General features: G+C 50.6%; 18 protein-coding genes, 1 tRNA gene, 1 rRNA gene, 1 other RNA gene and 3 pseudogenes. 5 read left to right on the top strand and 19 right to left on the bottom strand.

Features of this window, described 5'->3' with window-relative positions; translation table 11 throughout:
* Positions 1 to 250 precede the first annotated feature (250 nt).
* From IEW70_RS00530 to IEW70_RS00545, 4 genes are all read left to right on the top strand, one after another.
* Positions 251 to 1,738 carry a flavin monoamine oxidase family protein gene (locus IEW70_RS00530; RefSeq protein WP_188645983.1) on the top strand — a complete coding sequence of 496 codons (1,488 nt, stop codon included), beginning with the start codon at positions 251 to 253 and terminating at the stop codon, positions 1,736 to 1,738.
* A 201-nt stretch (positions 1,739 to 1,939) separates the two neighbouring features.
* Complete coding sequence (locus tag IEW70_RS00535) at positions 1,940 to 2,800, top strand: MurR/RpiR family transcriptional regulator (RefSeq protein ID WP_188645984.1); 861 nt, start codon at positions 1,940 to 1,942, stop codon at positions 2,798 to 2,800.
* A gap of 110 nt (positions 2,801 to 2,910) precedes the next feature.
* Entirely contained in the window at positions 2,911 to 4,455 is a 1,545-nt protein-coding gene (gene gntK / locus IEW70_RS00540; protein WP_188645985.1) for a gluconokinase, read from the top strand.
* A gap of 24 nt (positions 4,456 to 4,479) precedes the next feature.
* On the top strand, positions 4,480 to 5,808 hold the full coding sequence (locus tag IEW70_RS00545) for a GntP family permease (RefSeq protein ID WP_188645986.1): 1,329 nt from the start codon (positions 4,480 to 4,482) through the stop codon (positions 5,806 to 5,808).
* Positions 5,809 to 6,156: 348 nt separating this feature from the next.
* Here IEW70_RS00545 and IEW70_RS00550 read toward each other — a convergent pair.
* Together IEW70_RS00550 and IEW70_RS18330 are read right to left on the bottom strand one after the other, a co-directional pair.
* A pseudogene (locus IEW70_RS00550) lies at positions 6,157 to 6,411 on the bottom strand (zinc-binding dehydrogenase); the annotation flags it as partial.
* A 19-nt stretch (positions 6,412 to 6,430) separates the two neighbouring features.
* Positions 6,431 to 6,508, bottom strand: a pseudogene (locus tag IEW70_RS18330) (hypothetical protein); the annotation flags it as partial.
* 129 nt (positions 6,509 to 6,637) lie between these two features.
* Here IEW70_RS18330 and IEW70_RS00560 point away from each other — a divergent pair.
* Positions 6,638 to 7,126 (top strand): hypothetical protein, encoded by a 489-nt coding sequence (locus tag IEW70_RS00560; RefSeq protein WP_188645988.1) that lies wholly within the window; start codon positions 6,638 to 6,640, stop codon positions 7,124 to 7,126.
* A gap of 358 nt (positions 7,127 to 7,484) precedes the next feature.
* On the opposite strand, the gene IEW70_RS00565 is transcribed toward IEW70_RS00560, so the two are convergent.
* The 17 genes and pseudogenes from IEW70_RS00565 to IEW70_RS00645 form a co-directional block, all read right to left on the bottom strand.
* Positions 7,485 to 8,978, bottom strand: coding sequence for an MFS transporter (locus IEW70_RS00565; protein WP_229751709.1), 1,494 nt, complete (start codon positions 8,976 to 8,978; stop codon positions 7,485 to 7,487).
* A 497-nt stretch (positions 8,979 to 9,475) separates the two neighbouring features.
* Positions 9,476 to 9,551, bottom strand: a tRNA-Thr gene (locus IEW70_RS00570).
* A gap of 20 nt (positions 9,552 to 9,571) precedes the next feature.
* Positions 9,572 to 9,939, bottom strand: a transfer-messenger RNA (tmRNA) gene (gene ssrA / locus IEW70_RS00575).
* A 103-nt stretch (positions 9,940 to 10,042) separates the two neighbouring features.
* The gene (smpB, locus tag IEW70_RS00580) at positions 10,043 to 10,510 is read right to left on the bottom strand and encodes an SsrA-binding protein SmpB (RefSeq protein ID WP_188645989.1); all 468 of its coding nucleotides are present in this window, start codon (positions 10,508 to 10,510) and stop codon (positions 10,043 to 10,045) included.
* Between the two features lie 153 nt (positions 10,511 to 10,663).
* A complete protein-coding gene (rnr, locus tag IEW70_RS00585; protein WP_188645990.1) occupies positions 10,664 to 12,934 on the bottom strand; it encodes a ribonuclease R in 2,271 nt (756 codons plus the stop codon).
* Positions 12,935 to 12,982: 48 nt separating this feature from the next.
* Positions 12,983 to 13,771, bottom strand: coding sequence for an alpha/beta hydrolase (locus IEW70_RS00590; protein ID WP_188645991.1), 789 nt, complete (start codon positions 13,769 to 13,771; stop codon positions 12,983 to 12,985).
* A gap of 232 nt (positions 13,772 to 14,003) precedes the next feature.
* Positions 14,004 to 14,120 (bottom strand): 5S ribosomal RNA (gene rrf / locus IEW70_RS00595).
* 49 nt (positions 14,121 to 14,169) lie between these two features.
* On the bottom strand, positions 14,170 to 14,859 hold the full coding sequence (locus IEW70_RS00600) for an alpha/beta hydrolase (RefSeq protein WP_188645992.1): 690 nt from the start codon (positions 14,857 to 14,859) through the stop codon (positions 14,170 to 14,172).
* Positions 14,860 to 14,939: 80 nt separating this feature from the next.
* Entirely contained in the window at positions 14,940 to 15,173 is a 234-nt protein-coding gene (gene secG / locus IEW70_RS00605; RefSeq protein ID WP_188645993.1) for a preprotein translocase subunit SecG, read from the bottom strand.
* Between the two features lie 99 nt (positions 15,174 to 15,272).
* On the bottom strand, positions 15,273 to 15,605 hold the full coding sequence (locus IEW70_RS18335) for a zinc ribbon domain-containing protein (RefSeq protein ID WP_373285883.1): 333 nt from the start codon (positions 15,603 to 15,605) through the stop codon (positions 15,273 to 15,275).
* Positions 15,571 to 16,080: an RNA-guided endonuclease TnpB family protein gene (locus IEW70_RS00615; protein ID WP_188645995.1), complete on the bottom strand. Its 510-nt coding sequence runs from the start codon at positions 16,078 to 16,080 to the stop codon at positions 15,571 to 15,573. Before IEW70_RS00615 ends, IEW70_RS18335 begins: the two co-directional genes overlap by 35 nt.
* Positions 16,077 to 16,457, bottom strand: coding sequence for an RNA-guided endonuclease InsQ/TnpB family protein (locus IEW70_RS00620; RefSeq protein ID WP_188646284.1), 381 nt, complete (start codon positions 16,455 to 16,457; stop codon positions 16,077 to 16,079). The genes IEW70_RS00615 and IEW70_RS00620 overlap by 4 nt, the downstream gene beginning before the upstream one ends.
* A 30-nt stretch (positions 16,458 to 16,487) precedes the next feature.
* Positions 16,488 to 16,679, bottom strand: a pseudogene (gene tnpA, locus IEW70_RS18340) (IS200/IS605 family transposase); the annotation flags it as partial.
* Between the two features lie 300 nt (positions 16,680 to 16,979).
* Positions 16,980 to 18,266 carry a phosphopyruvate hydratase gene (eno, locus tag IEW70_RS00630; protein ID WP_188645996.1) on the bottom strand — a complete coding sequence of 429 codons (1,287 nt, stop codon included), beginning with the start codon at positions 18,264 to 18,266 and terminating at the stop codon, positions 16,980 to 16,982.
* Between the two features lie 34 nt (positions 18,267 to 18,300).
* A complete protein-coding gene (gene gpmI, locus IEW70_RS00635; protein WP_188645997.1) occupies positions 18,301 to 19,836 on the bottom strand; it encodes a 2,3-bisphosphoglycerate-independent phosphoglycerate mutase in 1,536 nt (511 codons plus the stop codon).
* A complete protein-coding gene (gene tpiA, locus IEW70_RS00640) occupies positions 19,833 to 20,600 on the bottom strand; it encodes a triose-phosphate isomerase (protein ID WP_188645998.1) in 768 nt (255 codons plus the stop codon). Before tpiA ends, gpmI begins: the two co-directional genes overlap by 4 nt.
* 203 nt (positions 20,601 to 20,803) lie before the next feature.
* Positions 20,804 to 21,985, bottom strand: coding sequence for a phosphoglycerate kinase (locus IEW70_RS00645; protein WP_188645999.1), 1,182 nt, complete (start codon positions 21,983 to 21,985; stop codon positions 20,804 to 20,806).
* Positions 21,986 to 22,052: the final 67 nt, after the last annotated feature.

The following is a 22,052-nucleotide window of genomic DNA, read 5'->3' on the forward strand; positions in this document are numbered from 1 at the left end:
AGAGATATACATAGCGGTAACTAGTGGGTCTTCTTTGGTGTAAGGAGGCGCCTCTTGGGAATAACCACTTTATCGAGTAAATCCATCCACGCTTTTACCCCATCTGTAATCCCCTCTGTCAGCAGCCTTGAGCAGCATGTATTGTATGCTGCTCTTTTTTTGCATAACTGCTTTCTAGCTGAATAAGGTGACAGTTAAGCCACCTTTTGGTCAGCTCATGGTCTAATGAGCATTGTGGAGGATGAAAAGTATGTCAAATTACATATTTCCTCAGTTATCATCCGATAAAATGATTTCAATCATTAGAAAGGGACTTAAAAAAACCAAAATACCCAAGAAGATCATCATTGTTGGTGCAGGGATGGCAGGACTCGTCTCGGCCTCTTTACTCAAGCAAGCTGGACACAATGTTACCATCCTTGAAGCTTCTGATAGGGTGGGAGGACGGGTTTATACGTTGCGATCCGATTTTATGGATGAGCAGTATCTTGAAGCTGGTGCGTTGCGTATTCCTAATATTCATTTTTTGACTTTGGAATATATAAGAAAATTTCGCCTTCCGGTTAATCGGTTTATCAATGAAACTCCCAACGACATTATCTATGCCAGAGGAACCAAAACCCGTTTAAAGATGTATGAGCAGAACCCTGATATTTTGGGCTTTCCAGTAGCCCCACATGAAAGGGGGAAAACCGCTACGGAGTTGCTCAAATACGCAACAAAACCCGTGACGGATTTTATTAACCAAAACCCGCGGAGAAATTGGCCTTTGGTCGTAAAAGAATTTGATAAATACTCGATGATCGCTTATTTGCGATATAACCCGTTTGGAACCACGCTATCTCCGGGAGCCATCGACATGATCAAATTAATTCTTTCACAGGAAGGATTTCCGGAGCTTTCTTTCCTGGAACTGTTAAAAGAAATCATGGTCTTGTTTGCCCCCAATATTCGCTTCTATGAGATCACGGGTGGGAACGACAAACTTCCTAAAGCATTTGTCTCACAATTGAAAGATGATCTCATGTACGGACAAAAGGTGACGAAAATTGTGCAGCACAACAACCAAGTAACCATTCATTCTGTCCATACAAAACTCATGCAGCCATTTCAAATCACCGGTGACCTTGCGATTGTGACCATTCCTTTTTCCATCTTGCAATTTGTAGATTTTGAACCGCGTAACTCTATTTCTCATAACAAATGGAAGGCGATTCGGGAATTACACTATGTGGGATCTACGAAGACCGGCATCCAGTTTAAAAGCAGGTTCTGGGAAAGGGAAGGTATGTATGGTGGGAAAACAGTTTCTGATCTCCCTATTACGTATACTCTATACCCGAGCCATGGTCTCGGTACATCAGAACCGGGTGTTGTTGTGGCTAGTTATACATGGGAGGATGATGCTATACCTTGGGACAGTTTGAGCAGTGAAAACCGCTTGGAATATGCATTAAAAAACTTGGCCATTATCCATGGTAAACAAATAATTCGTGAGTTTCTAACAGGAGCGAGCCACAGCTGGATTCGATATCCGTATTCTGGTGGAGCTTTTACGATGTTTAAACCAGAACAGGCAACAGAACTAGGTCCCTATATTTCTACTCCCGAAGGAAGGGTTCATTTTGCTGGCGAACACGCTTCATCTACCCACGGTTGGATCCAAGGTGCCATCGAGTCCGGAATACATGTTGCATATGAAGTCAATGACTTACCAAGAACTTTCTTTCAGTCCTAATGGGGTGGCGAAAAAATCGACCAGTACAGTAAGAAACAGGGCCAGGCCGCCGAAAACCGCGCATTCAAGACCCTCTGTGTTTCCGTTTCATATCATCTTACGCGGCAAAATGAATCGGCAGCGGAGTCGGTGTGGGGCGATAACTGCAAGGTATGATATAATCTTGCACAAAAATGTGAAATCGAAAGTGTGGAGGATGCCATGGGTAAAACTCAACCTTCCAGCAGTTTAAAACGGATCCGGGCTGCCTATCCCGGACTGACCACCAAACTGCAATGGATCGCCGACCATATTCTGGCCAATCCCCAGGACGTGGTTCACCTGTCTATCAACGAGTTGGCGGAGGTGACCGGTTCATCCGAGGCGACCATTTTCCGCCTTTGCAAGCAGCTGGGATTTCGAGGATACCAAGATTTGAAAATCACCCTGGCCCAGGACTTGGCGGAAGAACCTTTGCAAAACATTCATGAAGAAGTTAACCAGGACGACGATATGATGGCCGTGGCTCACAAAGTGTTCCACGCCAACCTGTCCGGGTTGAACGATACCCTGAACCTGCTCGAACCCGAGGCCTTGGAAAAAGCGATACGTATGATCCACGAGGCTGATCATGTGGAGTTTTACGGTACCGGAGGATCGGGTCCTATCGCGGTGGATGCCTACCACAAGCTGATGCGCACCGGGTTGAACTGCATAGCCCATACGGATGCCCACATGCAGGTGATGTCTGCCGCTCTACTGCCGAAAAACAGCGTGATCGTCGCCATCTCCCATTCCGGCAGCAACAAGGATATTCTAGAAGCATGCCGGGTGGCCAAATCCGCCGGCGCACGGATATTGGCCATCACCAGCTACAAAAGATCCCTGCTCAGTCGGCTGGCCGAAGTTACGCTGTACACATCCACCCGGGAAACCAACTTCCGGACGGAGGCCATCTCGGCCCGCATTGCCCAACTCTGCCTGCTCGACACGATCTACGTCGGCCTCTCCCTGCTACGCCAGGATGTCACCCTATCCAACCTGAGCAAGATCCGGGATGTCATCTCGATGAAACGGGAGTAACCAATTGGAAAAAAATTATTTCTCTTTTGCCTTTGTTTAATAAAAAATAATTTTATATAATGGTTTATTGAAAGCGGATACATAGAGATAAGAGAAACGGGGGAAACCGCATGCAAGACTGGCAAGTCATCATCGGTTTGGATATCGGAACGACCAGCACCAAAGCCGTCGTATTCGGGCCGCGGGGGCGGATCCGCGGTAAGCATGCTGTGGGATATGACTTGATTCACCCGCAACCTTCCTGGGCGGAACAAGACCCTGACGAGATCCTGGAAGCGGTCTGTAGCGCTATTCGCCATGCTTTGGACAAGTCAAACGCGGACGCTCAGGATGTGGCAGCGGTGGGGGTCAGTTCAGCCATGCATTCCCTTTTGGCCGTCGACCGTCAAGGGCAGCCACTGACCCGAAGCATAATCTGGGCGGACAACCGAAGCATCGAGCAATCGAAACGGATTAAAAACAAATTGTCCGGGGATGATGTCTACCGGCGAACAGGGACGCCTATCCACCCGATGTCTCCTCTGCCCAAACTCCTCTGGATGCGGGAAGAGGACCCGGAAGTATTCTCCAAATCCGCCAAGTTCATCTCCATCAAGGAGTACCTTTTCCACCGCCTTTTCAACCGGTATGTCATTGATTACTCCATCGCCTCGGCGACGGGGTTGTTCAACCTGGAGGCACTAGACTGGGACTCCGAAGCCCTCTCCATTGCCGGCGTCCATCAGGAACAGCTGTCCGTCCCGGTCCCCACCACCTACACCCTGGAGGGGATGGATCCCCAGTGGGCGAAAAAAATGGGCCTGTCTCCGGAAACTCCGTGGGTAATCGGAGCTAGCGACGGCGTTTTGGCCAACTTGGGAGTCGGTGCCGTCGATCCTGGGGAAGTGGCTGTCACCATCGGTACTTCTGCCGCAGTCCGCACGGTGACCGATCGTCCCCGGACCGACGAGAAGAGCCGGACGTTCTGTTACGCTCTGACGGACCGTCAATGGGTGGTCGGCGGACCGAGCAACAACGGTGGTATCCTGCTGCGTTGGCTGCGTGACGAATTTGCCGCGCCGGAGATGGAAGTAGCCAAACGGTTGGGCAAAGACCCCTACGACCTTATGATCGAGTACGCGGAAAAGGTACCCCCCGGATCGGAAGGCCTCTTGTTCCTCCCTTTTCTGTCCGGTGAACGGGCGCCCTATTGGAACGCCAACGCCCGCGGTTCCTTCTTCGGTATCGGCTTGCACCACAAGCGGGAACACTTTATCCGCGCCGTACTGGAAGGCGTGGTCATGAATGTCTTCTCCATCGGAGTCGCTCTCAGAGACCTCGCCGGGCCAGCCAAGGATTTCCGTGCCTCCGGCGGCTTTGCCCGGTCCCCGGTATGGCGGCAGATTTTGTGTGACGTCTTGGGCAAGGAAGTCCTTGTCCCGGAAAGTGAAGAGGCCTCCTCTTTTGGGGCAGCAGCACTTGCCATGCTGGCATTGGGGGAAATCGACACCCTGTCTGAGGTAAAGGATTGGATCCGGATCAAACACCGGCATCAACCGATTCCATCCAACTCGGAGATCTACTTGAACTTGTATTACATGTATGAACGACTCTACCAAAAACTCTCCAGCGAATTTGATATCATCGCCCAATTTCAGAGAGACGGGCGGTTCTAAAAAAATACAAGGAGTGAAACAAAGATGCCTATCGTCCTTACGTTGGCTGCAATCGTCGTATTGTTGTTATTGATCACTTGGTTAAGGGTAAACCCCTTCGTCAGCCTGATTATTACAGCCGTAGGTCTGGGATTGGCAACAGGAATGCCCCTTGGTGACATATCCAAGTCCATTCAGACCGGGTTAGGTAACACCCTCGGCTTTATCGGTATCGTGTTGGGCTTGGGAACAATGCTGGGCAAACTGATGGCCGAATCAGGCGGAGCAGAGAGAATCGCCCGGACCCTGATCGAGAGGTTCGGTGAAAAAAATGTGCACTGGGCCATGATGTTCGTCGCCTTTATCGTGGGGATTCCGGTCTTTTTCCAAGTTGGCTTCGTCCTGTTGATTCCCTTGGTGTTTACTATCGCTCAGCGTACCGGCATGTCCCTGATCATGATAGGGATCCCGCTGGTGGCGGGACTGTCCATCGTTCACGGTCTGGTCCCGCCCCACCCAGCAGCCATGGCCGCCGTTGGTATTTACAAGGCCGATGTCGGCCTGACGATCCTTCTGTCCATCATCGTCGGGCTGCCGGCGGCGATCATCGCCGGTCCGCTTTACGGGAAATGGATCAGCAAGCGAATCCCGGCCGATCCACCGAAGGACATCGCCAAACAGTTCTCCGCATCGGAGGAAAAGAAAGAGCTGCCCGGGTTTTTCACCTCCATGTTTACGATCCTGCTTCCGGTGCTGCTGATGCTCCTGTCCACCTTTGCCGGTCTGTTTCTGTCTGAGAACAGCACATCGGCACAGGTGTTGAAATTTGTCGGGGACCCCGTAGTCGCCCTGCTCATCGCTACCGTCTACTCTTTCTTCAGTTTCGGCTATTTTCGGGGTATGGATCGGGATACGATCCTGAAATTCACCAACGAGTGCCTCGGACCGGTGGCCAGCATCCTGTTGGTTATCGGCGGCGGCGGCGCTTTCAGCCAAGTGATTAAGGATTCTGGCATCGGGGACTACATCTCCGGCCTGGCCTCCCACACCAACGTCTCCCCCATCCTGCTGGCATGGTTGGTGGCCGCCCTGATCCGAGTCGCCACGGGTTCGGCCACGGTGTCGATGCTGACCGCAGCAGGGATCGTCGCTCCCATCGCCGAGGCGGTGCCCGGAGTCAGTCGGGAATTGTTGGTCCTGGCCTCTGGAGCGGGTGCTTTGATCCTGTCCCATGTCAACGACTCCGGCTTCTGGATGATCAAAGAGTATTTCGGGATGTCGGTCAAACAGACGCTGTACACCTGGACCGCCATGGAAACGATCCTGGCTGTCGTGGCGCTGCCCTTGATCATGGTACTGGACCTCTTTATTTAATAAAAAACCGAGCAGCCCCTCTCCACGCAAAGTAGACCGAGAGGCTCCAGGGTCTCCGATACGCACGCATGAGGGGGCTTGCCAATGTGCAATGCCTCCTAACGCGTGTGCCCAAAACATAAATAAATGGCCTACTCCTCTCCGCAATCTTCCTTGCACACGTTCATTTTTCTTTTGAGCACCTCCTTAGCATGGGAGGTGTTTTTTTGTATCCGTAACAAAGCCGTGACACTCCCTTCACCTTGGGAACCATTTAAAAAATCCTACGCTGAGCCTGGAAACCGTTGAATGAAAAAAGCGCCACTTGTTTGTGACGCCAAATGAACGATCGATGCTGTACCTTTACTATTACTTAACTATGATACCAATCTTTCCGCGAAGGTGCCTAGACTCACTCGCTTTATGGGCTTTCTGAATATCATCTAAACGATATTGTTGTTCTACGCCAGGACAAACTTTTCTGTTTTCGAGTAAAGTTGAAATCCCTTTCATGTGTTTACCGTTGGGCTCAACCTCCACAGGATGAACATGGACAGAGTATCGTTTTGCTAAGACAGCATCCGGGGAGCCGGCAATAGTCATCAGCCTTCCACCAGGTTTTAATACAAAATAGCTTTTCGTTTTTGGTCAGGTCGTGCATTCCAAAAACGGTGTCTCCAATTCTATATTGGGTTACACCCTTCCCCACCTCAGTGATCACTCCGGAGAAGTCCCAGCCTAATATCAGAGGGAAATCAAAATCGCGACGCCATCTGCTTTGAAACTCCTAGAATGAAAGAAATGGATATGGTATAGTGTGTGAAAATTTATCGCAAGGAAGGAGTTAAATATGGCATCAACATTCGATAAAAAAACGTTGATCAATATTCTTCATGATTTTGGTGTACCTGACCCTGAGTATTGGGCTGATCAAGAGTTGAATGATAAGAATTGGGCTTTTTTGGCGGCTTTTCGCTTTCTCAGACCTCTTCAGGATGAATTGGATGCTTATCTTCACAGACCTGAAAACTGGATTGAGGCTCAACTTAAATACCGACATTGCGAATACCGCCATATCCTTCAATCGATGCTTGATGCGGGTATTTCCCCAAAAGAAATTGGAGTCTTTGCGTATTGGATAGCGAGGATGGCTTATAACTCTGCTCTCTCACGATTTTCCGATCCTGCGGGCGATGACTATGACCTGGAAAACGAAGGGGAAGGCTTACCAAAATGGGCGCTGAGTGAGATTTTTCACGATGTAACCACTGGACGTTATATCCCAGATTTGCACACATTATTTCCATATCGTAATCCTGAAGGGAAGACAAAATCATAATCAGTTACTTCCGCTACATAAAGGTTTCAAACGGTTATTATGAAAGTCTTCAAGGGAAGCAAGCAGCCCAGTATGTAGGATTTTTATGGAATCTCCTTCGCCCCTATGACAACTTCGCTGGTATTCCCCCTATATAACCTCAAACTAGACTGCAAACGCATATCTGTGCTATCCTGTGGATAGAAATAGTAACGGCGGTAGGGAGGGCACCCTACCGCCGGGTAGCTGCCGCAGACAGGCGGCCACAGTACGGCGAAGTAACCCGCGTACCTTCACCCTAGGGGCGGGTTACTTCTTTTTTAGTGCCCGATACGCAACATAGACAGCCAATGCTTGTACAAAAACACCAGCCGCCCTGTCAATTTTTATCGTCTGGTTCGTCTATTTGCTCATCGATTTTATTTTTTTCTTCTTTCCACCATAAGGCTTCTTCAGGCTCTTCTAGAACGTCCTGTATTTCATGTTTCTCTTCAACCGCTGGCGGTGATCCACGAAGTGGTTTGCCCGAGGTTTCTTTGACAAAATACGTCACTACAAAAATGCCGATAAGGGAAGCAAAAATAAGATAATAAGCTGGTACCAACCGGGAATTCGTTAACTTGATCAACCAAGCCACAACCAACGGTGTCGTCCCGCCAAACAATGAAGCCGATATATTATACGTAATGGCCAGAGCCCCATATCTCACTTCAGTAAAGAACAAAGAAGGCAATAACGACGGCATTGTTCCTTGAAAGGAAGCCAAAAAGACGGCCAATATCATCAACCCTAAAAATACCAGCCAAGTATTCCCGGTTCCGATCATTAAAAACGATGGAATCGATAAAAATATTAATCCGATTAAACCGCCTTGAACAATTCGTTTATTGCCAATACGGTCACTAAAATAACCCATCGCCAAGACAATCGGCAGCATAATAAACATAACGATGATGATTAATAGCAGCCCTTTCGTTTCCCCATAACCAAGTACGGCGCTTAAATGCGAAGGCATATAAGACAAAATCATGTAATCAACAACGTTATAAAAGAAAACCAAAATCATACCAATAAGCAAAGGTTTCCAATGATTGACGAGAATGTCCTTCATAGACACCTGTTTATTTTCATTCGTTTTCGCTTTTTCCATGGCTTCAAAAGCGGGTGTTTCTTCTAAACGACTGCGCAAGTAAAAGCCGATGATACCAAGAGGCGCGGAGATCAAAAATGGAATTCGCCAGCCCCAATCCACCATTTTTTCCGATCCTAAAATATACGTGATCAAGGTGACGATACCGGATCCCGCAATAAATCCTACCAGGGTGCCCACTTCTAACCCGCTTGCCATAACACCCCGCTTCTTGTCCGGCGTCGATTCGGCTATAAAAGTCATTGCGCCTGCATACTCTCCGCCTGTTGAAAAACCCTGAACCAATCTAGCGATAAGCAATAATATGGTAGCCGTCGAACCGATCGCTGCATAACTCGGAATCAATCCGATGCTTAAGGTAGCAATCGCCATCAATATTAAAGTCATCGCCAAGACTCTTTTGCGTCCCAATCGATCGCCTAACATCCCAAAAAACAAACCGCCGATTGGACGGACAATAAAGGCGGCAGCAAATGTGGCAAACGTATAAATTAATTGCACGGGCCCGGACATTTCAGGGAAAAATACTTTGCCAATCGTTACAGCCAAATAAGAATAAATGCCGAAGTCAAACCATTCCATGGCATTACCAAGCGCTGTTGCGACAACAGCCTTTTTTGCGACTTCAGTATCAATAACGGTAACATCATCTTTATGCAATCTTTGTTTTGACCTTCTTTTTATCGAAAATCTCCTTTTTTTGTTATCTCCCTTTTCAGCCAATGGTAGTTTGCTCCTCCTTGTCGAGCCGTGGACAGGTTCTTTTTTTTAACGCAATCTTGGGTATTAGTATGAACAAGGGGCTTCTGTTCAATTCAAAAGAAAAAACCGGCATCAAATAACGTTAAGGCAGCAATTTATAAAAAGGTGCGCCATACCATCTGGTTCTTACTCCTTAATAAGTAAAATGTTTACAACAAGGAACGCAAAATCCAAAAATGTATGCATGTGATCTCATAGTAAACGATATAGTGAACGCAAGAAATGACTATGGAAAGACGCATGAAAGAAACAAGCCAAGTGATGAAGACCTCCGATATGAACAGGAACTTAACAGAATGCTTGGAGAGTTTTCAAGTATATACAGTTCACTAAGTGTTAAGAAGCTATTAGGAGTATCACGCTAGACGCTCACGAACAGTCCTAACGACCGGTTATTGAGGTCAACATCGAATACAAATAAAAGAAGAACAGGTTCAATCCTGTTCTTCTTTATCAAATGGTGCTGATGGAGGGATTCGAACCCCCGACCCCTTCATTACGAGTGAAGTGCTCTGCCAACTGAGCTACATCAGCACGATATTAGGTTGTGGTTTTGGTGGAGGCGAGCGGAGTCGAACCGCTGTCCGAAGACATCGCCACGCCGGCTTCTCCGAGCGCAGTCACTGTATTAGAGTTTCGCTCGGCGGACTGCCCAGTGACAGGCGCTCCGTCGAACTAGCTGTCTTGATTTCGCCTGACCGTCGACAGCGACTCGGTCAGACTAGCCCGCTAAGGTTATGAGACCCGTTTACGCCACACGGGCGATGACGCAAACGGATCCTGGCTGGTTAAATTAAGCAGCCAGAGCGTAGTTTTCTTGTTTGCCAGTTACATTTGGCCATCCGCGTTTTTTACGAAGGACGCAGCCCCTCGGCTCGCTACCGACGCTCGATCTGTCCCCGTCGAATCCCAGAACGCCCCCGGGTTTCGATGAGGTCTCAAGCGCCATCGATTACTTATTATATCATCAGCTTTTCCTGCTGTAAAGAGGAGAATCGCAAATTTTGCTAGTAAAATGTCGAATCCTATTGCCGCATCCGTTCCTTCATCTGACGGCGGATCTCCCGATCGGCATCCCGCTTGGCGATCGTTTGCCGTTTATCGTGAAGCTTCTTCCCCTTGGCCAGGGCCAGCTGCACTTTGGCAAAGCCGTTTTTGAGGTGCACATCCAGGGGTACCAGGGTAAACCCTTTTTGCTGGGTCAGACCGATCAGCTTATTAATCTCTTCTTTGTGCAACAACAGTTTCCGGGTCCGAGTCGGATCATGGTTAAACCGGTTGCCCTGCTCAAAGGGACTGATGTGCATGTTCAAGAGGAAAACTTCCCCGTTGTCGATGCGGGCGTAACTGTCCTTCAGATTAACCCGTCCCTGCCGGATCGACTTGATCTCCGTTCCGGTAAGCACGATGCCGGCTTCATAGGTGTCTTCGACATGGTACTCATGGAGGGCTTTTTTGTTGCGTGCGATCACTTTAACCCCGTTTTTCGGCATCTTGACCCATCTCCCGCAGGTAAAAAATCGTATTTTATAGTATATCAAGGGAGGCGGTCAAGCGTCAAGGAGGTGTGGATTCCCGTGACAAAGCCACTGATTCAGGTCGGGTGTGGCATCGTTTTTCAGGGAAAACGGCCACACCTCCCTTTCTCAACGCTTCTTTCGCTTCTTTTTCTTGGGCTTGTGCTGCTTTTGTTGCTTTTTGCCCTTTTTAAACGAAGCGACGGCTTTTCCTTTGCGGCTGTTGGTATTTCCTTTTTTCCGACTGCGCTTTTTCTTTTTTGCAGGGCCTTCCACCAACTCGAAATCCACTTTGTGCTCGTCGATATTGACCCCGATGACACGTACCTTGACCTGGTCACCGATGTTGTAGCTGTTGCCGGTCCGCTCCCCGATCAGGCTGTAGCTGCCTTCATCGTACTGGTAGTAGTCGTCGGTCATATAGCTGACGTGAACCATGCCTTCGATCGTATTCTCCAGCTCCACAAACACACCGAAGGAGGTAACGCTGCTGATAATCCCTTCAAAGACCTCGCCCACTTTGTCCTGCATATACTCCGCTTTTTTCAGATCATCCGTCTCCCGCTCCGCATCGACAGCGATCCGTTCCCGCTCGGAAGCATGTTTTGTCGCTTCAGGGAGATAGTCGGCGATCTCCGCTTTTCGTTCGGGAGAAAGCTTCCCGCGATTATCGATCACTTCCCGGATAATCCGGTGAATCATCAAATCGGGGTACCGCCGGATCGGAGAAGTAAAATGGGAGTAAAAGGCGGCTGCCAGTCCGAAGTGACCCAGACACTCCGGCGAATACTTCGCTTGCTGCATGGAGCGAAGCATCACCGTACTGATCACCGTTTCTTCCGGCTTTCCGGCGATTTTCTTCAACAGGCGCTGCAAAACCCGCGGCTTAATGTTGTCCGCTTTTCCTTTGGCGGTATAGCCGAAGAGGGTGATAAACTCAAAAAAGGACTGCAGTTTATCCGGGTCGGGGTGTTCGTGAATGCGGTAAACAAACGGCACCTTGGCCCGGGTAAAATGTTCGGAAACCGTTTCGTTCGCCTTCAACATAAACTCCTCGATAATCATCTCCGCGATAGTCCGGGGACGTTTGATGATATCGACGGGTTTCCCTGTTTCGTCTACTTTGATCTTGGCTTCGGGAAAGTTGAAGTCAATCGCTCCCCGATGGAAACGTCCGGTTCGGAGCTTCCCGGCAATCTCCTCCATCAGGCGGAAGTCCTCCACCAAGGGCTGATAGCGCTCGATGAGTTCCGGATCTTTATCCACAAGGATCCGTTTGACCGCGTTGTACGTCATTCGTTCATTGGTACAAATAACACTGGGGTAAATCTCGTGCTTTACGACCTGTCCCTTTTCATTCAGCTCCATGTCACAGGTCATAGTCAACCGGTTCACCTGCGGGTTCAAACTGCAAATGCCGTTGGAAAGCCGCGGCGGCAACATCGGGATCACCCGGTCTACAAGGTAAACGCTGGTTCCCCGGTTGTAGGCTTCCCGGTCCAGCGCGCTTCCTTCTTTGACGTAATAGCTCACGTCGGCGATATGCACCCCGAGGCGGACATTTCCGTTCGGTAGACGTTCCACGGAAACGGCATCATCCAGGTCTTTGGCGTCTTCTCCATCGATCGTGACCATCCGCCGATCACGAAGGTCGCGGCGGCCTTTGAGATCTTCCTCACTGATGGTGTCGGGTATTGCTTCCGCTTCCCGGATCACTTCTTCCGGAAAAGACTCCGGCAGCTGGTATTTGCGGATGATGGACAAGATATCCACACCGGGATCATCTTTGTGCCCCAGCACTTCGATGACTCGCCCTTCAGCGCTCTTTCGCCCATCCGGATAGTGAACGATTTCCACCACCACTTTTTGTCCTTCCTTGGCACCGCCCGTGTCTCCTTTGGGGATAAAAATGTCGCCAGGGAGACGTTTATCGTCGGGAACAACAAAGCCAAAATGTTTGGAAGCCGCATATGTACCGACGATTTGTTTCCGCCCCCGCTTCACAATCCGGACCACTTCTCCTTCCGGACGCTTCCCTTCCTCCTGCCCTTTATGAACCCGTGCCAGCACGGTATCTCCATCCATGGCTCCGTTCATGTCATTGACTTGCACATAGATATCCGATTCCAAGGGCATGTCCGGGTCGGGAATAACAAAGCCGAACCCCTTGGGATGCCCTTGCAAGCGGCCCCGCACCAGGTTCATCCGCTGAGGCACTCCATAACGGTTTGCCCGGGTCCGAACGATCTTCCCCTCTTCCTCCAACCGGTTCAGCAGTCGACGGAAGTGATCCTGCTCCTCCGTCAGATCCAGCTGAAAAGTATGCTGCAATTCTTCTGCCGTCATCGGTTTATATGCCCGCTTGAGCATAAACTCTAATATCTCTTTTTCCTCGAGCATGTGTACGCTCCTTTCTCTGTTACGTCACCGATGGATCCAACAAGCTGCTCAAACGCCGCCGGCGGGTGCATCGGCCTTTTTCTCTTCTGCCGCACCGCTGATCCGCCGCACAAAATGAGCCACTTCTTGGAACAGTTTTTTCCGTTCTTTATCCAAGGTGATAATATGAGACGATTTGGGGTACCAACTGATCCGCTTCTCTTTTGAAGCGATGGCGTTATAAATATGAACCGCGCTTTTGGGTACCACAGTCTCGTCCTGCTCGGCCTGAATGATCAGAGCCGGGACTTCCACTTCGCCCAAATGGGAACGGACGTGACGGATCAACCGGCGCAGGCTGGAGACGCATTTGAGGGGTGTTTTATCATAAGGCACCAAATGCTCCTCGATGTGCGCAGGTTTTGTTCCCCGGCGCGGCACATACGGTTTGACGTGACGGATCACATCCACCAGGTGACTCCGTTTATCCTTAAGCCAAATGGGAGCACACATCGGAATCACTCCATTCAGTGGTACCGTTCGGGCCAAATTCAACACCAAGGCACCGCCCATGGACAGCCCCGCTGCCACAATCTGTTGAACCCCTTCCTGTTTCAGCCGCTCATAGGCGTCCAGTGTACTCTTCCACCAATCTTTCCAGGTGGTGCACTCCATCTCTTCCGGAGATGTTCCGTGTCCGGCCAAAAGCGGTGCGTATACGGTATATCCCTCGTCTCTCAGGTATTGTCCCAAAGGGAGCAATTCCGATGGCGTTCCGGTAAATCCATGCACCAATAGAACGGCGGTATCCCCGCCCTCATAAAAAAAAGGATCCGGCGAACGACGCTGTATTTTCATGGGATCTTCGCCTCCCGTCCTGCTGAATTGCTTTTCCATCCATCGATTGACCCGGGGGCGCTTGTTCTTTCTTATTTTTTACCCATACGCCCTTTTTCAACCCGTTTCAACCGATCTCCACAGGAACATCTGCTCATGCTTACCTTATCACAGATCCATCGTACATAGGAAGAAACTTCCCTTGGCATGCAAAAAGCAACAAAAAAAGCAGCTCATGATGAGCTGCTTTTTTGCCTGGCAACGTCCTACTCTCCCAAGGGGTCTCCCCCTCAGTACCATCGGCGCTGGAGGGCTTAACTTCCGTGTTCGGTATGGGAACGGGTGGTTCCCCTCCGCTGTCATCACCAGACACAAAGTAATTTAGCATAGAACCGACCTTTTGTCAAGACTAAAACCCATTAAGATAAGTTCAAAAACTGATGCACTTCCTGAAGCAACACGTCTCGTTCGCAGTCGTTACAGATCAGATGACGGGAATTGGGAAGCATGACCAGCTTTTTCTCTTTGGCAGGGATCCGTTTGTACAACATTTTGGCTCCTTTGGGATGGGCCAGGTCATCTCGCTCCCCTTGCATAATCAAGGTAGGAACCTGCAATCGGTCAAAGGCCGGCTGGGCTGTTTTAATCAAACGGTGAAGCTCGTTGAGGGAGCGCACAGGTGCACGAAACAACCGCCGAAAATATTCCTTCAAATATTCCGTTGCTTCCGGATTATCACCCATTCGCCCGCGAAACGCTTCACTGGCTCCTTTTACCAGTTCCGGCGGATTAGTATACAACACCGGCGGACTCATCAATACCAGCCGATCCAGCGAATACTTCACACCCAACAGCGCACCGATGATGGCTCCCATGGAGAATCCGATGACGGTAACCTTGGAACAGCGGCTGCTCAACTCCAGCAAACTTTGTTCCGAAGCAGCCACCCAATCTTTCCACCCGGCTTTCCGCATCAAATCCCGGTCACCCCCGTGACCCGGCAACAGCGGACATGCCACAGCACCCCCGTATTCCTTGATCAGCCCTGCCACCGCCTCCAAATCGGCAGGGGTTCCGGCAAAACCGTGAATCAGCAAATAGCCCCGCATCTCCCTCCCCCTTTCTATCCGATAAAAAAAACAGCCGGGCATCCCCTGCTGTTTATAGGCAACCATTCTTTACGGGAACGTTACTTGAGGAAGTATCCCACCAACAACGTCAATCCCATAAACAATATCGCTAATACGACCGTCACTTTATTCAGCAGTGCATCGATGCCCCGCGCTTTGGTTTTACCCATCAAATGCTCCGCTCCGCCGCCAATCGCGCCGGACAACCCCGGGCTTTTCCCGGATTGAAGCAGTACCACAAGGATTAAGGCCACACTGACGATTCCCAGCAGAATTTTTGCTGCCAGTTCCATTCCTTCCACCTCCTGATACGGAGTATGCAGGCAAATTTCACTGGTGTTAATGTACCACAACGGCAAGGGCTTTTCAATAATATACCCAGTCAAAGGAACTCATAAAAGCACGTGAACCTCTCGCCATTGAAATGGTGAGCTTCTCGTTTCATCGAGCCGACTACTGCCGTACTCTCCACGAAGGCCAGTTCCTGGCCTAATTGAGTTTTTAGAAACTTTTTGTCTTGCGAGTTGCAGAATGTTTATGGCCGCATTGACATCCCGATCCTGTTCATAGCCACAAAAAGGGCAACGATGGACCCGTTCGGCCAATGTTTTTTTGACGATCTCACCACAGCTAGCGCATCGTTGGCTGGTTTGATGGGGGTTGACCTGGACCACACGCTTGACCTTCCTCTCAGCCTTGTAAGTCGTGTTGCCTCCATCCCGCATCCACAATGCTTTTCGGTACGTGATGATTCTTTGTCATTCCCTGCACGTTCAGATCTTCAAAGGCGATCAAATCATATCGCTTAACCAGCACATGACTGATCCGATGCGCGTAATCCTTCCTCTGATTGGCGATTTTTTCATGCCTGTTGGCAAGGAGGCGAACCGCCTTTTGCCTGCGATGGGAACCTTTTTTCTTTCTGGATACAAGCCGTTGCAACTGTTTAAGCCTCCGCTCCGATCTACGCAAGTAGTGTGGGGAGGCAAAAAACTGCTCATCAGATGTGACAGCCAAGTGCTTGATTCCCAGATCCACACCGACTTCCTTCCCTGTTTTCGGTAAAGGTTGCAGGTCAAGCTCTGCGGCGAGGCAAGCGTAGTACCTCCCGTTTTTCCTGACGATGGTACAGGTCTTGATGGTCCCGTTGATCTGTCGGTGCAGGCGGATTCGAACCTCTCCGATTTTGGACAGCTTCAAATATTTCCCTCCACGGCAAATCCGCTTTGCGGATAAGTGAAGCTACGGTAGCGGTTCTTTTCTTTAAACCGGGGAAAGCCGGATTTCTCTCCATTCTGTACGCGCCGGTAAAAAGCTTTGTATGCTTTGTCCACTCGCTCAACTACATGTTGCAGCACTTGGGAGTAAATTTCCTTTAATGGCGGAATGGCCTTTTTCCGAGCGGGGAGTGTCTTCTTCTGCTCATAATACGACAAGGTTTTTGCTTCCGTTCGGTATGCGTGAATCCGTTCATCGAGCAAACGGTTATACAACAATCGGCACCGTTCCAGGGTGAAGTCGATCCTTTCCTGTTGTTCTGGCTTTGGATATAACCGGAATTTGTAGGTACGAAGCATCAGTTCCCCCCCTTTCTGTTGGTTTTCGATAAACCTTCGGATGGTATCTTCCGAAATGGAGCCGATGGTCTCGATATAGAAACTACTGTTCCAAAGATGTTCTCCCCAAAGTTTCTGTTTTAGATGGGGAAATTTTATGAAACATTTTCGTGCGGAAATTCCTTTTAGCATCTTGACTATGTACGAGGGAGCCAATTTTGGATAAGCGGAAGCAAATACATGGACATGATCCTTCTACGATATTTGGGACCAAACGATATGATAATGGACGTTATAGACACAGGTTCTCGCATGCTTGATGTTTTCTTTTCCCATACATATAGGATAGCAATAGTGGTGGTATTCGGCTATATTTCATGCGATTCTCTTTAACATATAGTCTGATCGTCTACAAGGATTATCGGTCTTGCGAGGGGACAACCCCCCTCGAACGACGCTCGACCTTATTGAAATGGGGAGGATTCCCGGTGGCGCCTAAAAAAAACCGCCTCCCTCCAACGGGAGACGGGTTTTTCCGTGCGTTTATCCACGCAGATTATAGAAAGCTGCTTTACCCGGGAATTGGGCACTGTCCAGCAGAGCTTCTTCGATGCGAAGCAGTTGGTTGTACTTGGCCACACGGTCGGTACGGGACGGGGCACCGGTTTTGATTTGGCCGGCACCGGTAGCGACGGCGATATCGGCGATGGTGGTATCTTCGGTTTCGCCGGAACGGTGAGAGATCACGGCGGTGTAGCCGGCTTTTTTAGCCATTTCAATGGCGTCGAAGGTCTCGGTCAGGGTTCCGATTTGGTTCACTTTCACCAGGATGGAGTTGCCCACGCCTTGCTCGATCCCTTGGGACAGGCGCTCGGTGTTGGTTACAAACAGGTCGTCACCCACCAATTGCACCTTGTTCCCCAAACGCTCGGTCAGTTTCTTCCAACCATCCCAATCGTCTTCGGCCAGGCCGTCTTCGATGGAGATAATCGGATACTTTTCCGTCAGTTCAGCGTAAAAGTCGATCATTTCATCAGCGGTGCGGGTGACGCCTTCGCCGGCGAAATGATATTTGCCGTCTTTAAACAGCTCAGTGGAAGCCACGTCCAGAGCCAGCACAACATCTTTGCCCGGCTCATATCCGGCACGCTGAATGGCTTCAACGATCGTTTGCAGGGCTTCTTCGTTGGAGGAGAGGTTTGGAGCAAAGCCTCCTTCATCACCCACTGAAGTGGAGAGTCCTTTTTCGCTCAACACTTTTTTCAGGTTGTGAAATACTTCCGCACCCATGCGCAGACCTTCACGGAAGGAGTCGGCGCCAACGGGCATCACCATGAATTCCTGGATATCCACGTTGTTATCGGCGTGTTCCCCGCCGTTCAGAATGTTCATCATCGGCACGGGCAGCACTTTAGAGTTGAATCCGCCAAGGTAGGTATAGAGCGGCACGCCCAATGCTTCAGCAGCAGCGCGAGCCACAGCCATGGATACGCCCAGGATTGCGTTGGCACCCAGTTTCCCTTTGTTGGGAGTGCCATCGAGGGCAATCATCGCTTTGTCGATGGCTGCTTGGTCCAGGGCATCCATCCCCTCGATTTCCGGAGCGATGGCTTCATTCACGTTTTGCACGGCTTTCAGTACACCTTTGCCCATGTAGCGCTCTTTGTCACCGTCACGCAGTTCGACAGCTTCGTGAGCACCTGTGGACGCACCGGAGGGAACGATCGCGCGGCCAACAGCGCCGGATTCCAATACGACTTCCACTTCCACGGTCGGGTTGCCCCGGGAGTCCAATACTTCGCGGCCGTAAACCTCTTGAATGATGGTCATCTCTGTTTTCCTCCTCGGATCTTGTGATTGATCATTAAACTACGATGGATTTTCCAGTCATTTCTTTGGGCTGTTCCACACCCAGCAGTTTGATGAGGGTGGGAGCGATATCTGCCAAAATGCCGCCTTCCCGCAACTTTACGTTTTCGTCAGTGACGATAAACGGCACAGGGAAGGTGGTGTGAGACGTAACCGGGTTGTTGTTTTTATCGAGAACCATATCGGCGTTGCCGTGGTCTGCGGTAATGACGGCGACACCGCCTTTGGACAGAATGGCGTTCACCACTTTGCCCAGGCATTCATCCACCGCTTCCACCGCTTGGATGGTCGGTTCCAGTTTACCGGAGTGGCCCACCATGTCCGGGTTGGCAAAGTTGAGGATGATCACATCGTGCTTCTCCGCCTCAATCTCTTTTACCAGAGCGTCGGTCACTTCATAGGCGCTCATCTCCGGCTTCAGGTCGTAAGTGGCCACTTTGGGCGAATGGATGAGGATCCGCTCCTCTCCGGGGAACGGCTCTTCCCGACCGCCGCTGAAGAAGAAAGTCACATGCGGATACTTCTCCGTCTCGGCGATGCGAAGCTGTTTCAGGTTGTTTTGAGATACCACTTCACCGAAAGTATTATCCAAATCCGTCGGCTTGTACGCCACATACCCGTCCACCGATTCACTGAACTTGGTCAGACAGACATAGTACAAGTTGTTCGGTTTTTTGGGTCCCCGGTCAAATCCGCGGAAATCATCGTTGGTAAAGGCCAGGGAGATCTGGATGGCCCGATCCGGACGGAAATTGTAGAAAATGACGGCATCGTCATCTTCGATCAGACCCACAGGCTGTTCATTCTTATCGATGATGACCGTGGGCAATACAAATTCGTCGTAAACACTCTTTTCATAGGATTCCTTAACGGCTTGTACCGGATCAGTATACTTGGGACCATCTCCGTAAACCATGGCCCGGTAGGCCTTTTCCGTACGCTCCCAGCGCTGATCCCGGTCCATTGCATAGTAGCGCCCTTGTACCGTGGCGATCCGTCCGACGCCCACTTCCGCGATTTTGTCCTGCAGTTGCCGGATATATTTCACGCCGGAATCCGGGGCCACATCCCGGCCATCCAGGAAGGCGTGAATGAATACATCTTTGACGTTTTCTTTGGCTGCCAGATCCAGCAGGGCAAAGAGGTGCTTAATATGGCTGTGTACGCCGCCGTCCGAGAGCAATCCGTACAAATGGAGTTTGCTCCCCTTTTCCTTTACATGGCGGATGGCGCCCTGGAAAGTTTCATTCTCGAAGAAGGAACCCTCTTCGATGGACTTGGTGACGCGGGTCAAGTCCTGGTATACCACCCGGCCGGCACCGATGTTAAGGTGTCCCACTTCGGAGTTGCCCATTTGGCCGTCGGGCAGACCCACCGCCTCTCCGGAAGCTTGCAGAGTGGTATGCGGATACTTTTCCCACAGACTGTCAAAATTGGGCTTGTTCGCTTGGGCGACGGCATTGCCGTGGGTTTCTTCCCGCAGAGCAAAGCCGTCCAGAATGATGAGTGCTACCGGTTTTTTGCGGCTCACTTGGAATCCCCCCGTTGTGCGGCAGCCGCAACCAATTGACCGAAGGATTCCGGATCTAGGCTGGCACCGCCGACCAGAGCACCATCGATGTCCGGCTGTGCCAGAAACGAGTCGATGTTGTTCGGTTTCACGCTGCCGCCGTATTGGATGCGGATTTCATTGGCCACTTGTTGGTCATACTGGTCAGCTACAACGTTGCGGATGAACTGGATGACTTCCTGGGCATCTTCCGCAGTGGAAGCCTTGCCGCTGCCGATGGCCCAAACCGGTTCATAAGCCAGCACCATCTTTTTCACTTCTTCGGAACGGAATCCGGAGATGGCTTTTACCACTTGATCCCGCACGATTTCCCGGGTGCGGTCTTCCTCCCGCTCTTCCAGGGTTTCACCGACACAGATGATCGGGGTGAGGCCGTGTTTTACCGCAGCCTGCACTTTTTGGTTTACGGCTTCGTCCGTTTCGCCAAATAAAGTCCGCCGCTCAGAGTGCCCCAGGATGACATATTCAACTCCCAGGGAAGTTAGCATTCCCGGGCTTACTTCACCGGTAAAAGCACCTGCTTCTTCAAAATGCATGTTTTGCGCACCGATGCCGATGCCGGTGCCCTTCGCTTCTTTTGCCAAGGGGTACAAAGCCGGGAAAGGCACACAAAGGACGATTTCCACGCCTTCCTTGGCTGCCCCTTTAAAGGAGGCGAAATAATCCAGTGCTTCATTCACGGTTTTATGCATTTTCCAGTTGCCTGCAATGATAGGTGTGCGCAAGTCAATCACCGCCTGTCGTTGAGCTCAATCACTCTCGAAAAAACACATCATGGAGTGTGGCGGTGGCATTCTTCTCTTCTTCATCAGAATGAACATCCCCCGCCACGTTCCATCTTTTGTTGCAAAGTAAAGCTTTCATCCCGCAGTCCTCAAATGGGGGTCTTAGCTTTCCCTTCTTTTGCCCGTGCTCCATACCGGACTGCTTATTTATCGTTCAACGCAGCAACGCCGGGAAGGATTTTCCCTTCCATCAGCTCCAGGGAAGCACCGCCGCCGGTGGATACGTGGTCTACCTTATCGGCAAGACCCGCTTTGCTGATCGCCGCAGCGGAATCTCCGCCGCCCACGATGGTGATGGCATCCGCTTCCGCCATGGCCTTGGCTACAGCAAAGGTCCCCTCTGCAAAACGGTCAAATTCAAAAACGCCCATCGGTCCGTTCCAGATCACCAGCTTGGAGTTCTTGATGACATCCGCAAACAGTTCGCGCGTCTTCGGTCCGGCATCCATCCCTTCCAAGTCTTCCGGGATCGCTTCGGCATCCACCACTTCGCTGCGTGCATCCGGCGCAAAGTCTGCGGCTGCCACCACATCAACCGGCAGCAACAGTTTGACACCTTTTTCTTCCGCTTTTTTCATGAACTCCTTGGCCAGATCGATTTTCTCTGGCTCCAGAAGCGATTTTCCGATCTCAAAGCCTTTGGCTTTCAGGAACGTGTAGGACAAACCACCGCCGATCAGCAGGTTGTCCACTTTGTCCAACAGGTTTTCAATCACGCCGATTTTATCTTTTACCTTGGCACCGCCGATAATGGCTGTAAACGGACGCTCCGGCGCTTCCAACGCTTTGCCCAGTGTGTCCAGCTCTTTCTGCATCAGGAAACCGGCCACTGCCGGCAAATACTCCGCAATCCCTGCAGTAGAAGCATGGGCACGGTGAGCCGCACCGAAGGCATCATTCACATACAGGTCGGCCAGTTTAGCAAAGGACTTGGCCAGTCCCGGATCATTTTTCTCCTCACCCGGGTAAAAGCGCACGTTTTCCAAAAGCAGTACGTCGCCGTCTTTCAGAGCGGCCACTTTTTGTTCCACCGCTTCGCCGACGGCTTCATCGGCTTTGGCTACCGGTTTGCCCAATAGTTCGCTCAGACGCTCCGCCACGGGAGTCAGCCGAAGCTCTTCCACTACTTCACCTTTGGGACGGCCCAGGTGGCTGGCGAGAATCACCTTGGCACCTTGTTCGGACAGGTATTGGATCGTCGGCAGAGCCGCGCGAATCCGTTTGTCATTAGTGATGTTGCCGTTTTCCAACGGGACATTGAAATCGACTCGGCAAAAGACCCGTTTACCGCGAACATCCACATCTTTGATCGACATTTTGTTCATGGATCGGTCCTCCTCGGCATGAGAAAGAGGAGAGAAACTCTCCTCTTTACTTTCCCCTTTATTCTAG

The sequence above is a fragment of the Marinithermofilum abyssi genome (genome assembly GCF_014641195.1).
GTDB lineage: Bacteria > Bacillota > Bacilli > Thermoactinomycetales > DSM-45169 > Marinithermofilum > Marinithermofilum abyssi.